We start from the raw sequence: 14,303 nt of genomic DNA on the forward strand, positions 1-14,303 counted from the left end.
GCGCTCATGACCGATCTGCCCCCGTCCAACGATCGTCCGTTCGTCCACGATCCGGTCCTGGTGGACCTCGTGGTGGAGCTCTTCCACCCCGTGCCCGCCGGGACCATCGTCGACGCCACCCTTGGCGGCGCCGGCCATGCGGCGACCGTGCTCCAGTCGCGCCCGGACCTGCGGGTCCTGGGACTGGATCGCGATCGGAACGCACTGGCCGCAGCGATGGCCCGACTCGCCCCGTTCGGCGATCGGGCCGAGGCGCACCACGCCCGCTTCGACCAGCTGGCGACCGTGGTCGCCGAGGCCGGCGCCGCCAGCCAACCGATCGTCGGGGTCTTGTTCGACCTCGGCGTGAGCTCGCCGCAGTTCGACGACGGGGAGCGCGGGTTCTCGTACCGCCACGACGCCCCGCTCGACATGCGCATGGACCAGGGGAGCGGTCAGTCCGCCGCCGACCTCGTCAACACCGCCGACGAGCACGACCTGGCGGCGATCCTGCGCCGCAACGCCGACGAGCGCTTCGCCAACCGGATCGCTCGCGCCATCGTGCGGGCCCGGCCCATCACCACCACGGCCCAGCTGGCCGAGGTGGTCGTGACGGCCATCCCCGCGCCGGCCCGCCGCAAGGGCGGCCACCCCGCCAAGCGCACCTTCCAGGCCCTGCGCATCCACGTCAACGAGGAGCTCGACGTGCTGCCGCCTGCGCTCGACGCCGCCATCGAGGTCCTGGCCCCTGGGGGGCGCCTCGTGGTCATCAGCTACCACTCCGGTGAGGACCGCATCGTGAAGGAGCGGCTGCGCCGCGCCGACGACGGCGGTTGCACCTGCCCACCCGGTCTCCCGTGCGGCTGCGGGGCCGTGCCCGAGGCCCGTCTGCTCAAGCGGGGCGGCTGGACGCCGTCGTCGCATGAGATCGCCACCAACCCGCGTGCTGCGAGCGCCCGCCTCCGTGCGGTCGAGAAGCTGCCCGACCCGTCTCTCGAGGACCAGCCATGACCAGTCCCGTCCGCGCTCCCCGCCCCACGCCGCGCCGCGCCGCCCCGCCCGACCCCGCCGCCCGCCGCGCCCACCTTCGAGTCGTCGCGCCGACCGGTCGCCAGGCGCTCCGCCGCCGCCGCACCGGCGCCGTCTTCATCGTCGCGGCCGGGCTCATCTTCGGCTCGCTCATGGCATCGGCGATCTTCCACGGGCTGCTCGTCAGCGGGCAGTCCAACCTCGACCACATGGACACCGAGCTGCAGGACCAGCGCAGCCAGCTGGCCCGTGAGCGGCTCGAGCTCGCCGACCTCCAGTCGCCGGCCCGGATCGCCGCCGAGGCCGAGAAGATGGGCATGGTGCCCGCGGACCGCCAGCACTGGCTCAGCCCCGGCACCGACGCCGAGCCCATCGTGACCGGGTCCACCGACGAGGCCACCACCACCGACACCACGCCGGGCTCCACCAGCACCACACCCCAGTCCACCAGCGGGAGCAGCAGCGGCTCCACCGGAGACGAGTTGGCTACCGCCGACGGGGGAGCAGCCGCCCAGTGAGCGACGACGACTTCTTCGGCCGACCGTCCAGCACGACGATCCACGACCAGCGCCCGGCCACGCGGCCGGCGCCGGCGCGCCCGGCCCCCCGCCGGGCCCCGAAGAAGCCCGCGGCCACGACGGCCCGCGCCCCTCGCTCCGCCTCGCTGCGGACGCCCCCGTCCGCGCCTCGGGCGTCGCGCCCGCCCTCGGCTCCGCCGTCCCGCTCCACCTCCGCCAGCGGGCCGCGCCGCATCGCCACCGCCCCCGCCCCGCGCCCGGTCCGTCCGGCGCGGCCGACGGTCCCCGGGCTCACCGGAGCCCAGCTGCGCACCCGCACCCGGCGCCGCCTCCTCGCATTCGTGATCGCGATGGTGGCCGTCGTCGCCGCCGTGGGCGTCCAGCTCGTCAAGGTCCAGGTCGTCCACCCCGCCCGCTACGTGGCCTACGGCCAGTCGCAGCGCGACGGCTCGCGTGCCCTTCCCGCCAGCCGGGGTGCCATCTACGACCGCAACGGCCAGGCGTTCGCCATGTCGGTGGCCGAGCCGATGGTCGTGGCCGACCCGGCGCAGGTGAAGCACCCCGTCGCCACGGCCAACGCCCTCGCCCGCATCCTCGGCGCCGACGCCGCCGGGATCCAGGCCGAGCTCACCACCACGTCGCGCTACAAGGTGATCGCCAAGCAGATCACCCAGGCCCAGGTCACCAAGATCAAGGCGGCCCAGGCGAAGAGCGACCTCGAGGGGATCACCCTCGAGGACGAGTACCTGCGCAGCAACCCCAACGGCGACCTGGCCAACGCCGTGGTCGGCCACGCCCTCCCCGAAGGCCAGAAGACCGCCGAGGGCCAGACCGGCGGCATCTCCGGCATCGAGCGGGAGTACGACCGCCAGCTCAAGGGGCAGCCGGGGAAGCTGTACTACGAGCAGGACGTGTGGGGGAAGCCGATCGCCGGCGGCCACCGCAAGCTCGACCCGGCCAAGCAGGGGACCGACCTCTACCTGACCCTCGACCAGTCACTGCAGTACGAAGCCGAGCACGCCATCTCCGACGAGGTGGCGGCGTCGGGCGCCAAGAGCGGCCAGGCCGTGATCATGCGCCCGAGCACCGGTGAGGTCCTCGCCATGGCCAGCGTGGCCAAGGACGACCAGGGCAAGATCGCCAACACCCGCGACAACCGGTCGGTCACCTCGGTCTTCGAGCCCGGCTCGGTCAACAAGATGATCACCGTCGCCGGGGCCATCCAGGACGGCGCGGTGACGCCCACCACGATGTTCGACGTCCCCGATCAGCTCCAGGTGGCCGACCGGGTGTTCCACGACAGCGAGCTGCACCCGGCATCGGCGTGGTCGACCACCGACATCCTGGTGACGTCGTCGAACATCGGGACCATCAAGATCGCTCAGCAGCTCGGCAAGGCGCGGATCGACCACTACCTGCGCGACTTCGGCTTCGGGCAGGACATCGGCCTCGGCTTCCCGGGCGAGACCCGGGGCATCCTGAAGGACCCGCAGGACTGGTCCGGCTCCGACATCGGCGCCATGCCGATCGGGCAGGGCATCGCGGTGAGCGCCCTCCAGATGCTGGCCGCGTACAACGTCGTCGCCAACGACGGCGTCTACGTGGCCCCCAAGCTGGTGGCCTCCACCGACAGCGGTGCGGGTCAGGTGCCCACCGAGCCGTCCTCGGGCCACCGGGTCATCTCGGCCGACACCGCCGCCAAGATGCAGGCCATGCTGTCCAAGGTGGTCTCCGACGGCACCGGCAAGGACGCCGCCGTCCCCGGCTACGAGGCCGCCGGCAAGACCGGCACCGCCCGCATCCCCCAGAACATCCCGGGGGCCGAGGACGGCTACCTCGACGCCAACGGGCGCTACGAGTACCAGTCCAGCTTCGTCGGCATGATCAACGGCGCCGACCTCTCGATCATCGTCACGGTCGAGGATCCCCGGACCTCGATCTACGGCGCCGACATCGCCGCTCCGGTGTTCGCCCACCTCGCCGCCACGGCCCTGCGCCGCTACGAGGTCCCGCCGCCCGCCCTGCTCGACCCGGCTGACCACGCCGTGCCCGAGCTGTCGGCGTCGGCCCGTGAGGTCGACGGCGAAGATGTCGCCAGCAGCACCTCCACTCCGCAAGGCTGAGCCGATGGAGCTCCGAGAACTGGTGACGGCCGCCACGGGCCGGGGGTCGCTCGGCGCGCTCGACCTGGTGGGCGATCCCGCCGTCGCCGTCACGGCCATCACCCACGACTCCCGCCGGGTCGGCCCCGGCTCGCTGTACTGCTGCGTCCCGGGTGCCGTGTTCGACGGCCACGACTTCGCCGAGGCGGCGGTCGCCGCCGGCGCGGCGGCCCTGCTCTGCGAGCGCCGGCTCGCCGTCGACGTGCCCCAGCTGGTGGTGCCGTCGGTCCGCCGGGCCATGGGCCCGCTCGCCGCCGCCGTGCACGGGTTCCCCTCCGAGTCCCTCGAGCTGGTGGGCATCACCGGCACCAACGGCAAGACCACCATCGCCGCCCTCCTGGCCTCCATAGCGGCGGCCGCCGGGCGCCCGTCCGGGGTCATCGGCACCCTCACCGGCGCCCGCACCACGCCCGAGGCCCCCGAGCTGCAGGAGCTCTTGGCCGAGATGGCGTCGGCGGGCCGCGAGCTGGTGGCCATGGAGGTGTCGTCCCACGCGCTCGACCTCCACCGGGTCGACGGCTGCCGGTTCCGCGTGGCCGTGTTCACCAACCTGAGCCAGGACCACCTCGACCACCACGGCACGATGGAGGCCTACTTCGCGGCGAAGGCCCGCCTCTTCGGTCCCGAGCTCTGCGACCTCGCGGTGCTCAACCTCGACGAGCCGCACGGCCGCCTGCTCGCCGACGCCGCCCAGGTGCCGTACATCGGCTACTCGCTCGACCAGGCCGAGCACCTCTCGCTCTCGGCCGAGGGGTCGCGCTTCACCTGGCGGGGCGCGGTGATCGACCTCCCGCTCCCGGGCCGGTTCAACGTGGCCAACGCCCTCGCCGCCGCCACCGCCGCCGAGGCCCTGGGCGTGCCGGTCGACGCCATCGCGCGCGGCCTGGCCGGCGCCGGCGTGGTCGACGGGCGCTTCGAGCGCATCGACAACGGCCAGCCGTTCCTGGCCGCGGTCGACTACGCCCACACCCCTGAAGGGCTCCGCCAGCTGCTCGAGGCGGCGCGGGAGCTGGCGACCGGTCGCGTCATCATCGTGTTCGGAGCCGGCGGTGACCGGGATCCGGGCAAGCGCCCCAAGATGGGCGAAGCCGCAGGTGAGCTGGCCGATGTGGTCGTGCTGACCACCGATAACCCCCGGGGGGAGGACCCGGCTGCGATCATCTCTGCTGTGCAGAACGGGATGGACCAGCCGAACGACCTCCGGATCGAGCCGGATCGCGCCGCCGCGATCGCGCTCGCCGTGGAGGAGTCGGGCCCTGGCGATGTGCTCCTCGTGGCCGGCAAGGGCCACGAGACCACCCAGATCATCGGCGACGTGATCACCGAGTTCGACGACCGCGAGGTCCTGCGGGGCGCGCTGGTCGCGGCCGGCTGGTCGGGCGCCGGGGAGGCCGGCTCGTGATCGCCCTCCTCATGGCCGGAGGCCTGAGCCTCGCCGTGTCCCTCGTCGGCACCCGCTACCTGATCGTCTGGCTCCAGAAGCACCGCATCGGCCAGCACATCCGCGAGGAGGGCCCGGAGGGCCACCAGGTGAAGGCCGGCACCCCCACCATGGGCGGCATCGCCATCGTCGCCGGCGCCGTGGTCGGCTACACGGTCGCCCACCTGCGCAGCCGGGTGGTGTTCACCCGCTCGGGGATCTTCGTCCTCGCCCTCGTGGTGGGCGCCGGGCTCGTCGGCTTCCTCGACGACTGGCTGGGCATCACCCGCGAGCGCAACCTCGGCCTCAACAAGCGGGCCAAGGTCCTGGGCCTGCTGTTCGTGGCCGGCGCGTTCGGCATCGCCACCGTCACCCTCACGAAGAACCACACCCAGCTGTCGTTCACCCGCTACAGCTCGTTCGACTCGTCGGCGCTGCTCAGCATCGACTTCGGCAAGGTCGGGTGGGTGCTGCTGTCGGTCGTGGTGATCATGGCGTGCACCAACGCCGTCAACCTCACCGACGGGCTCGACGGCCTGGCTGCGGGATCGTCGATCTTCTCGTTCGCCTGCTTCACCATCATCGGCTTCTGGGCCTTCCGCAACCCCGGCGTGTACGGGGTCGAGCACGCCCTCGACCTGGCGGTGGTGGCGGCGGCGATGCTCGGCGGCTGCGCCGGCTTCCTGTGGTGGAACGCGCACCCCGCCAAGATCTTCATGGGCGACACGGGCTCGCTGGCCATCGGCGCTGCCCTGGCCGGGCTGGCCCTCACCCTCAACACCATCCTCCTGCTGCCCATCATCGGGGCGCTGTTCGTGGTGGAGGCCGTGTCGGTGATCATCCAGGTGTTCTCGTTCCGGGTGTTCGGACGGCGCGTGTTCCGCATGGCGCCGATCCACCACCACTACGAGCTGCGCGGCTGGCCCGAGACCACCGTGATCGTGCGGTTCTGGATGATCGCCGGGCTCGCCACCGCCCTGGCGCTCGGGATGTTCTACGCCGACTTCACCACGCTCCCGGCCCTGCCCGCGCTGCCCAAGCCATGACCGCAGGTGCCGAGCGCAGCGCGCTCGTCCCGCAGCGGGCCCTCGTCCTCGGTCTCGGCGTCACCGGCAAGGCCGTCGCCCGGGCGCTGGCGCAGCGCGGCTCGGCGGTCACCGCCACCGATGACGGGGCCGGAGCCGACGGGCCGGCTCGTGCTGCCGCCGTCGGGGCCACGTGGGTCGATCCGCCCGCCGACTGGGTTGCCCTGGTGGCCGAGCACGACGGCGTCGTGCCCAGCCCCGGCATCCCGGAGCGCCACCCGATCTTCGCCGCCGCCGTCGCGGCCGGCGTGCCGGTGCGCAGCGAGCTCGACCTGGCCGCGGCGTGGGACGACCGCCCGGTGGCCGTGATCACCGGGACCAACGGCAAGACCACGGTCACCACCCTGGTCACCGACATGCTCGTCGCGTCGGGGATCGCGGCGGTGCCCGCCGGCAACGTCGAGGTGCCGCTCGTCGAGGCGATCGACGACCCGGCCACCGAGGTGTTCGTGGTGGAGGCGTCGTCGTTCCGGCTCACGTTCGCCACGGGCCACCGGCCTGTGGCGTCCACCTGGCTCAACTTCGCCCCCGACCACCTCGACGTGCACCTCGACCTCGAGGGCTACGAGGCGGCCAAGGCCCGGGTCTGGGCCAACCACGCCCTGGGCGGCACCGCCATCGCCAACGCCGACGACCCCGTCGTCATGCGGTGGGCGCCGCAGGGGGAGCGGACCCAGACGTTCGGCCTCGTCGAGCCGGCCGACTGGCACGTCGACGACGGCTGGCTGGTCGGTCCCGACGGCCTGCGGCTGCTGCGCGCCGACGAGCTGACGCGCGACCTGCCGCACGATCGCTCCAACGCCCTCGCCGCCGCGGCCACCGCGCTGGCGGCCGGCGCGTCCCTCGATGGCATCCGGGGTGCTCTCCGTGCCTTTCGCAGCCTCCCCCATCGGGTCGAGCTGGTGGGCGAGGCTGGGGGCGTGCGCTGGTACGACGACTCCAAGGCCACCGCGCCCCACGCCACGGTGGCGGCGCTGTCGGGCTTCGCCTCGGCCGTGCTCATCGCGGGTGGCCGCAACAAGGGCCTCGACCTCTCCGACCTCGCGCTCGTCGCCCCCCACCTCCGGGCCGTCGTGGCCATCGGCGATGCCGCCGGCGAGGTCGAGGCCGTGTTCCGCAACGAGGTGCCCACGGTGACCGCCCGGTCGATGGACGAAGCCGTCGTGGCGGCGGCGTCGCTCGCCGCCCCCGGCGACGTGGTCGTGCTCTCGCCCGCGTGCGCGTCGTTCGACTGGTACTCCTCGTACGCCGAGCGCGGCGACGACTTCCAGCGCGCCGTGCGCCACCACCTCGAGCAGGCGTCGTGACGTCCACCACCCTCGGGCACCCGGCGCTCCGCGGCCGCACCGGCCACCCGGTCCAGGCCCGCCGCCGCCGCCACCTCGCCATCCCGGGCGTGGCCACCCCCGCGTTCTGGCTCCTCGCCGCCATCGTCACCGTGCTCAACCTGTTCGGCCTGGTGATGGTCATGTCGGCGTCGTCGGTCCCGTCGGTGCGCGCCGGTGCGGTGCCGTGGTCGATGTTCGAGCGCCAGGCGCTGTGGACCGTGCTGGGCTCGATCGGCCTGCTCGCCACGTTCCTCGTGTCCGTCGAGTTCTGGCGCCGCTTCGCCAAGCCGTTCCTGCTGCTGTCGATCACCATGCTCGTGGCGGTCCTGGTGCCCGGCATCGGCGTGTCGGCCAACGGTGCCACCCGCTGGCTCGGGGCCGGCCCGATCCAGATCCAGCCGTCTGAGTTCGCCAAGTTCGGCCTGCTGCTGTTCGTGGCCGACCTGCTCGACCGCCGTGCCGACAAGATCCGCGACTGGCGCTGGTGCCTGGCTCCGGTGGTGGCGTACCTCGCCGTGGTGGCCGGGCTGATCATGCTGCAGCCCAACCTGGGCACCACGATCATCATCGCCTTCATGGTGCTGGCCATGCTCTTCATGGCCGGCGTGCCCCTGCTCGGCCTGTCGCTCACGGCCGTCGCCGGCACGATCCTGGCCATCGGGGCGGTGGCCTACACCCCGTTCCGCCGCACCCGGTTCCTCCGGTTCCTGAACCCGTGGGCCGACCCCACCAACACCGGCCTCCAGAACGTCCAGTCGCTCGTCGGGATCGCCAACGGCGGCATCCTCGGCCGGGGTCTCGGCCGCTCCACCGCCAAGTGGGGCTTCTTGCCCTTCGCCCACACCGACTTCATCTTCGCCGTCATCGGTGAGGAGTTCGGCCTCGTCGGGGCCATGTCGGTGGTGCTGCTGTTCCTGGGCATCGCCTGCACCGGCGCCTGGATCGCCGCCCGGGCCCGCGACCGCTTCTCGATGCTGGTCGCCACCGGCATCACCGCCTGGATCAGCATCCAGGCGTTCATGAACATCGGTGCGGTGATCGGCATCATGCCCATCACCGGCGTGCCGCTGCCGTTCATCTCGTTCGGTGGTTCCTCGCTGGTGATCAACCTGGCCGCCACCGGCATGCTCCTCAACATCGCCCGCCACCCGGCCGAGCACCAGCCCCGCTCGACTCGCCGGGACGCCGCCTGATGGCCGACGAGACCTGGGCCCTGGTCGCCGGGGGCGGCACCGCTGGTCACCTGCTGCCCGGCCTGTCGGTGGCCCGTGCGCTCGTCGCCGCCGGCCACCCGGCCTCCACCATCCACTTCGTGGGCGCCGAGCGCGGGCCCGAGCAGGAGCTCGTGCCCCAGGCCGGGTTCACCGTCGACGTGCTCCCGGGCCGAGGCATCCAGCGCCGGCTCACCCTGGCCAACGTGGCCGCCGGCATCGACCTGGTGCGGGCGCTCGCCCGCGGCATCGGCATCGTCCGCCGGCGCAAGCCCAAGGTCGTCGTGGTCCTCGGGGGCTACGCCAGCTTCGCCTGCGGCGTGGGCGCGGTGCTCTGCCGCGTGCCGCTCGTCCTGCTGGAGCAGAACAAGCGGGCCGGCGCGGTCAACCGGGCGCTGCGGCGCTTCGCCACGGCATCCGCCGTGTCGTTCGAGGGCACCGACCTGCCGCACGCCACCGTCACGGGCAACCCGTTGCGCCCGGAGATCCGGACCATGGCCGAGCACCCCGACCCCGCGGCCGCCCGCGCTCAGCTCGACCTGCCCGCCGACCGCACCGTCATCGGGGTGTTCGCCGGCTCGCTCGGCTCCCGCCGCATCAACGATGCCGTCCAGGGCGTCGTGACCCGGTGGGCTCACCGCTCCGACCTGGCCGTGCGCCACGTCGTGGGCCGCAACGGCTTCAGCGCCGCCACCGGCCAGGCGCCCGAGATCCCCGATGGCGGCATCGTCTACCAGGTGATCCCGTACGAGGATCGGATGCACCTCCTGCTCGATGCCAGCGATCTGGCCGTCACCCGCGCCGGAGGCTCGGTGTTCGAGCTGATGGCCGCGGGCCTCCCGGCCGTGCTGGTGCCCCTGCCCATCGCCACCCGCGACCACCAGCGCGCCAACGCCGACGCCGTCGCCGCGCTCGGCGGCGCCGTCGTGGTGGTCGACTCGGAGCTCGACGTCGATCGCCTCCAGCTCGAGCTCACCGCCCTGCTCGACGACCCGGCCCACCTCGCAGCGATGCGCACGGCCATGCGGTCGGGGGCCACCATCGATGCGGCCGAGCAGGTGGCCGCGGTCGTGGAGCGCTCCGCCCGTGCCTGACCCGACCGGTGCCGACCTCGGCGCGCCGCGCGCCGTGCACCTCGTCGGCGTCGGCGGCGCGGGCATCAGCGCCATCGGCATCATCCTCGCCGCCATGGGCCACCGGGTCACCGGCTCCGACGTCAACGAGACCGCGGTGTGGCCGGCGCTGATCGCCGCCGGCGTGGAGCCCGAGGTGGTCCCGGCCACCGAGCTGTTCTCGTCGGCCCGGCCCCACGGCGCCGAGATCGTGGCCCACTCCACGGCCTTCCCGCCCACCGAGCGAGACCTCGCCGAGGCCGCCGAGGCCGGCTGCGCGGTCCTCGACCGCGCCGGGATCCTGGCGCTGGTGTGCGCCGCCCGCCCCACCGTGGCGGTGTCGGGCACGCACGGCAAGACCAGCACCACGGCCATGCTCGCCACGCTGCTCGACGGGGCCGGCGCTGACCCGTCGTACCTCGTGGGGGCCACGCCGCTCGGGCTCGGCCGCGCCGCCCACTGGTCCGAGGCGGGCGCGTTCGCGGTCGAGGCCGACGAGAGCGACGGGACGTTCCTGCGCATGGGCGCCGACATCGCGGTGGTCACGAACATCGACGAGGACCACCTCGACTTCTGGCACGACATCGCTGCCATCGAGGCGGCGTTCCTGCGGTTCCTCGGCGAGGCGCGCACCGGGGTCGTGTGCATCGACGACCCCCGCGGCGAGCAGGTCACCGACCCCCGCGCCGCCCGGGTGGCCGCGGCCGTCGGGGCCACCACGGTGGGCGAGGGGCCCGAGGCCGACTTCCAGGTCCACTCGGTCGAGGTGGAGCGGCTGCACACGCGCTTCGGCCTGCGGCACCAGGGCCGGGAGCTCGGGCCCGTCACCGTGGGGACGCCGGGTCGCCACCACGCCCGCAACGCCGCCGTATCGGTCGCCGTGGCCCTCGAGCTCGGGATCTCCGCGCCTGCGGCCGTCGAGGCCCTGGCCGGCTACGTGGGCGTGACCCGGCGCTTCGAGGTGGTGGGCGAGGCGTTCGGCGCCACTCTGGTCGACGACTACGCCCACAACCCCGGCAAGGTCCGGGCCCTGTTGGCCTCGGCCAAGGAGGCGGGCTGGCCCCGCGTGGTCGCCGTGTTCCAGCCGCACCGCTACACCCGCACCCGCGACCTGCTCGCCGACTTCGGCGCCGCCCTCGCCCTCGCCGACGTCATCGCCATCACCGAGGTCTACGCGGCCGGCGAGGACCCGATCGCCGGGATCTCCGGTCGGCTCCTGGTCGAGGAGGTGCTCGAGGTCCGCCCCTGGGCCGAGGTGGCCTGGGTGCCCACGCTCGACGACGCCGCGGGCTGGGCCCGGGCCACCCTCCGTCCGGGCGACCTGTTCCTGACGGTCGGAGCCGGCGACGTGTGGCAGCTCGGCCGCCGCCTGATCGACCTCGACGCGGGCGGCAGCCGGTGAACGCCCCCTCCGACGAGGTGCTCGAGGCCCTGGCCACCCGCCTCGGGCCCACCGTCCGGCGCCAGGCGTCCACCGCGGCGCTGACCACCTACGGGGCCGGCGGTCCGGCGGCGCTGCAGCTGATGGTGGCCCACGAGGACCAGCTCGCGGTGGTCGCCGCGGCGCTGGCCAGCGCCGCCGAGCCCGTCCCGGTGCTCGTGGTCGGCCTCGGATCGAACCTGCTGGTGGCCGACGACGGCTTCCCCGGCCTCGTCCTGGTGCTCGGGCCGGCGTTCGCCGAGGTCGAGATCGACGGCACCACCGTGCGCGCCGGCGCCCGCGCCAAGCTCCCGGTGGTGGCCCGCCAGACCGCGGCAGCAGGCCTCACGGGGTTCGAGTGGGCCGCCGGGGTGCCCGGCTCGATCGGCGGGGCGGTGCGCATGAACGCCGGCGTTCCCGATGCCGACATGGCCGACGCCCTCGTGAGGGTCCGCGTCGTCGACCTGGGGTCGGGCCACGATGGTCAGGTGCCGGCAGCGGACCTCCACCTCGGGTACCGGACCTCCTCGATCACCGCGGCCCAGGTGGTGGTGGGGGCCGAGCTCGAGCTCACCCCGGCCGATCCCGAGGTGGCCCGAGCGGCCATCAAGGAGAAGACCCAGTGGCGCCGCGACCACCAGCCCGGCGGTCGCAACGCCGGCTCGGTGTTCACCAACCCCGAGGGCGACTCCGCCGGCCGCCTGATCGAGGCCGCCGGCCTCAAGGGCCTGCGCATCGGCACCGCCGAGGTGTCCCCGAAGCACGCCAACTTCATCCAGTCCGACGAAGGCGGCCGCGCCGCCGACATCTGGGCGCTCATGGTCGAGGTGCGGCGCCGGGTGCACCAGCACGCGGGCGTCGACCTCCACCCCGAGACGCACCTGGTCGGGTTCGACCCCATGCCGGAGCTGGCGCCGTGAGCTCCGAGACCGTCTTCCGGGCTGGCACCAAGCCGCCCAAGCAGGCCCGGCCGGCCAAGTCGACCAGGCCAGGCCGGCGGACCAAGCGCCCCGCGAGCCCGTCGCTGGTCGATCCGCGGCTCCAGGCCCGTCGGATCGAGGTGGCCCGCGACCAGGGTCGCCGCCGCCTCCGCGTCGTGTCGCTGCTGGTGCTCGCCGTGCTGGCCCTGGCCGGCGTGGCGGCGGCCACCCAGTCGCCCCTGCTCGACGTCGACCACCTGGTCGTCCACGGCGGATCGCACACCGCCGACGCGGCGGCTCGGCGGGCCATCGGCGTCCGCCTTGGGGAGCCGATGGTGTCGGTCGACCCCGGTGCGGCCGAGGCGCGGCTCGAGCGGCTGCCCTGGGTGGAGCAGGCGAGCGTCACCCGGTCGTGGCCCGGCACCGTGCGGGTCGCGATCGTGGAGCGCACACCCGTTGCCATCGCCGGCTCGGGGGGCTCGGCCGTCCTCGTCGATGCGCACGGACGCTCCCTCGGACCGGCCGGGACCACCGCCCTGCCCGTGATCGAGGGCGCTCCGGCGGCGGCGGGGGAGGTGCTGGGCAGCCGGCAGCGCTCGGTGGCCGCCGTCCTCGCCGCCATGCCCGAGGCCCTGCGCTCGGAGGTGGCGTCGGCCAAGCCCTCGGGCGACGGCTTCGAGCTGGTCCTGACCGATGGGATCGTGGTGCAGTGGGGCGATGACAGCCTGCCCACCGCCAAGGCCGATGCTCTGGTGGTGCTCCTCGAACAGGCTGGTCGCTCCACCATCGACACCATCGACGTGAGCGTCCCCCGCGCCACCACGCTGACCCGGCGGTGAGATCCCACGCGATCTCCCGTCCACCCGCAAGACTGTCCCCGAAGGCCGCTCGCTCCAGGGCGCCCGAGCTAATGTCAACCGTTCGTCAAGGTTTACCCATCCCTCCATCTTCCGTTGAGGGTTCCCCTTCCAACCACCGCGCGTGGAGGTAGAAGTCATGGCCGGAAATCCCCAGAACTACTTGGCGGTGATCAAGGTCGTCGGCATCGGCGGCGGCGGCGTCAACGCCGTCAACCGGATGATCGACGCCGGCCTGAAGGGCGTGGAGTTCATCGCGGTCAACACCGACGCGCAGGCCCTCCTGATGTCCGACGCCGACATCAAGCTCGACATCGGCCGCGAGCTCACCCGTGGCCTCGGCGCCGGCAGCGACCCCGAGGTCGGCCGCCTCGCCGCCGAGGAGCACCGCCAGGAGATCGAAGAGGTGCTCCAGGGCGCCGACATGGTGTTCATCACCGCCGGCAAGGGCGGCGGCACCGGCACCGGCGCCGCCCCGGTCATCGCCGAGATCGCCAAGGGCATCGGCGCCCTCACCATCGGCGTGGTCACCCGGCCGTTCGCCTTCGAGGGCCGGCGCCGCTCGGTCCAGGCCGAGACCGGCATCCAGAAGCTCAAGGAGAAGGTCGACACCCAGATCGTCATCCCGAACGACCGGCTGCTGACCGTGTCGAACGAGAAGACGTCGATGATGAACGCCTTCAAGATGGCCGACGAGGTCCTCCTCCAGGGCGTCCAGGGCATCACCGACCTCATCACCACGCCGGGCGTCATCAACACCGACTTCGCCGACGTGAAGATGATCATGAGCAACGCCGGCTCCGCCCTCATGGGAATCGGCAGCGCCACCGGAGAGGGCCGGGCGCTCAACGCCGCGCGAGGCGCCATCTCCAGCCCGCTGCTCGAGGCGTCCATCGAAGGCGCCCGCGGCATCCTGCTCTCCATCGCCGGCGGCTCCGACCTGGGCCTGTTCGAGGTCAACGAGGCCGCCGAGGTCATCCACGGCGTGGCCCACCCCGACGCCAACATCATCTTCGGCACCGTCATCGACGACGAGATGGGCGACGAGGTCCGCGTCACGGTCATCGCCGCCGGCTTCGACCGGTGGGAGGAGAAGACCGGCCGTCCTCCCCGCCGCGAGGGTGCGGCCGGCGACGCCCCGCGCCCGCCCCGTCCGTCGAGCTCGAGCGACCTGTTCGCCGACGACGACCCCGACGACCAGGGTGGCGACGGCGGCGACGACGAGTTCGACGTTCCGTCCTTCCTGAAGTAGCGGCTGCCGG

12 protein-coding genes are annotated in these 14,303 nt (G+C 73.4%); all 12 read left to right on the forward strand.

From position 1 onward, the window contains the following. Positions 1 to 6: 6 nt before the first annotated feature. The 12 genes from rsmH (at position 7) to ftsZ (ending at position 14,293) form a co-directional block, all read left to right on the forward strand. Positions 7 to 990, forward strand: a complete 984-nt coding sequence (rsmH, locus tag ACPPVX_RS21275) for a 16S rRNA (cytosine(1402)-N(4))-methyltransferase RsmH (protein ID WP_426572584.1) — start codon at positions 7 to 9, stop codon at positions 988 to 990. After that, a complete protein-coding gene (locus ACPPVX_RS21280) occupies positions 987 to 1,526 on the forward strand; it encodes a hypothetical protein (RefSeq protein WP_426572585.1) in 540 nt (179 codons plus the stop codon). Before rsmH ends, ACPPVX_RS21280 begins: the two co-directional genes overlap by 4 nt. Continuing rightward, complete coding sequence (locus tag ACPPVX_RS21285) at positions 1,523 to 3,649, forward strand: penicillin-binding transpeptidase domain-containing protein (protein ID WP_426572586.1); 2,127 nt, start codon at positions 1,523 to 1,525, stop codon at positions 3,647 to 3,649. The genes ACPPVX_RS21280 and ACPPVX_RS21285 overlap by 4 nt, the downstream gene beginning before the upstream one ends. A 4-nt stretch (positions 3,650 to 3,653) precedes the next feature. Beyond that, entirely contained in the window at positions 3,654 to 5,090 is a 1,437-nt protein-coding gene (locus tag ACPPVX_RS21290) for a UDP-N-acetylmuramoyl-L-alanyl-D-glutamate--2,6-diaminopimelate ligase (RefSeq protein WP_426572587.1), read from the forward strand. Further along, on the forward strand, positions 5,087 to 6,154 hold the full coding sequence (gene mraY, locus ACPPVX_RS21295) for a phospho-N-acetylmuramoyl-pentapeptide-transferase (protein WP_426572588.1): 1,068 nt from the start codon (positions 5,087 to 5,089) through the stop codon (positions 6,152 to 6,154). The genes ACPPVX_RS21290 and mraY overlap by 4 nt, the downstream gene beginning before the upstream one ends. Further along, on the forward strand, positions 6,151 to 7,500 hold the full coding sequence (murD, locus tag ACPPVX_RS21300) for a UDP-N-acetylmuramoyl-L-alanine--D-glutamate ligase (protein ID WP_426572589.1): 1,350 nt from the start codon (positions 6,151 to 6,153) through the stop codon (positions 7,498 to 7,500). Before mraY ends, murD begins: the two co-directional genes overlap by 4 nt. Then, positions 7,497 to 8,714 (forward strand): putative lipid II flippase FtsW, encoded by a 1,218-nt coding sequence (gene ftsW, locus ACPPVX_RS21305; RefSeq protein WP_426572590.1) that lies wholly within the window; start codon positions 7,497 to 7,499, stop codon positions 8,712 to 8,714. Before murD ends, ftsW begins: the two co-directional genes overlap by 4 nt. Continuing rightward, complete coding sequence (locus ACPPVX_RS21310) at positions 8,714 to 9,826, forward strand: UDP-N-acetylglucosamine--N-acetylmuramyl-(pentapeptide) pyrophosphoryl-undecaprenol N-acetylglucosamine transferase (protein ID WP_426572591.1); 1,113 nt, start codon at positions 8,714 to 8,716, stop codon at positions 9,824 to 9,826. Before ftsW ends, ACPPVX_RS21310 begins: the two co-directional genes overlap by 1 nt. Then, positions 9,819 to 11,246, forward strand: a complete 1,428-nt coding sequence (gene murC / locus ACPPVX_RS21315) for a UDP-N-acetylmuramate--L-alanine ligase (RefSeq protein ID WP_426572592.1) — start codon at positions 9,819 to 9,821, stop codon at positions 11,244 to 11,246. The genes ACPPVX_RS21310 and murC overlap by 8 nt, the downstream gene beginning before the upstream one ends. Beyond that, a complete protein-coding gene (gene murB / locus ACPPVX_RS21320; protein WP_426572593.1) occupies positions 11,243 to 12,184 on the forward strand; it encodes a UDP-N-acetylmuramate dehydrogenase in 942 nt (313 codons plus the stop codon). Before murC ends, murB begins: the two co-directional genes overlap by 4 nt. Next, complete coding sequence (locus tag ACPPVX_RS21325; protein WP_426572594.1) at positions 12,181 to 13,023, forward strand: cell division protein FtsQ/DivIB; 843 nt, start codon at positions 12,181 to 12,183, stop codon at positions 13,021 to 13,023. The genes murB and ACPPVX_RS21325 overlap by 4 nt, the downstream gene beginning before the upstream one ends. Before the next feature lie 157 nt (positions 13,024 to 13,180). Continuing rightward, positions 13,181 to 14,293, forward strand: a complete 1,113-nt coding sequence (gene ftsZ, locus ACPPVX_RS21330) for a cell division protein FtsZ (RefSeq protein WP_426572595.1) — start codon at positions 13,181 to 13,183, stop codon at positions 14,291 to 14,293. The last annotated feature ends 10 nt before the right edge of the window (positions 14,294 to 14,303 follow it).

The organism is Aquihabitans sp. McL0605 (assembly GCF_049993875.1).
Classification (GTDB): domain Bacteria; phylum Actinomycetota; class Acidimicrobiia; order Acidimicrobiales; family Iamiaceae; genus Aquihabitans.

What these genes read in the sequence shown, in the direction of transcription:
- rsmH (WP_426572584.1), top strand. Translation starts at nt 7, where the DNA reads ATGACCGATCTGCCCCCGTCCAACGATCGTCCGTTCGTCCACGATCCG.
- ACPPVX_RS21280 (WP_426572585.1), top strand. Translation starts at nt 987, where the DNA reads ATGACCAGTCCCGTCCGCGCTCCCCGCCCCACGCCGCGCCGCGCCGCC.
- ACPPVX_RS21290 (WP_426572587.1), top strand. Translation starts at nt 3,654, where the DNA reads ATGGAGCTCCGAGAACTGGTGACGGCCGCCACGGGCCGGGGGTCGCTC.
- murD (WP_426572589.1), top strand. Translation starts at nt 6,151, where the DNA reads ATGACCGCAGGTGCCGAGCGCAGCGCGCTCGTCCCGCAGCGGGCCCTC.
- ACPPVX_RS21310 (WP_426572591.1), top strand. Translation starts at nt 8,714, where the DNA reads ATGGCCGACGAGACCTGGGCCCTGGTCGCCGGGGGCGGCACCGCTGGT.
- ftsZ (WP_426572595.1), top strand. Translation starts at nt 13,181, where the DNA reads ATGGCCGGAAATCCCCAGAACTACTTGGCGGTGATCAAGGTCGTCGGC.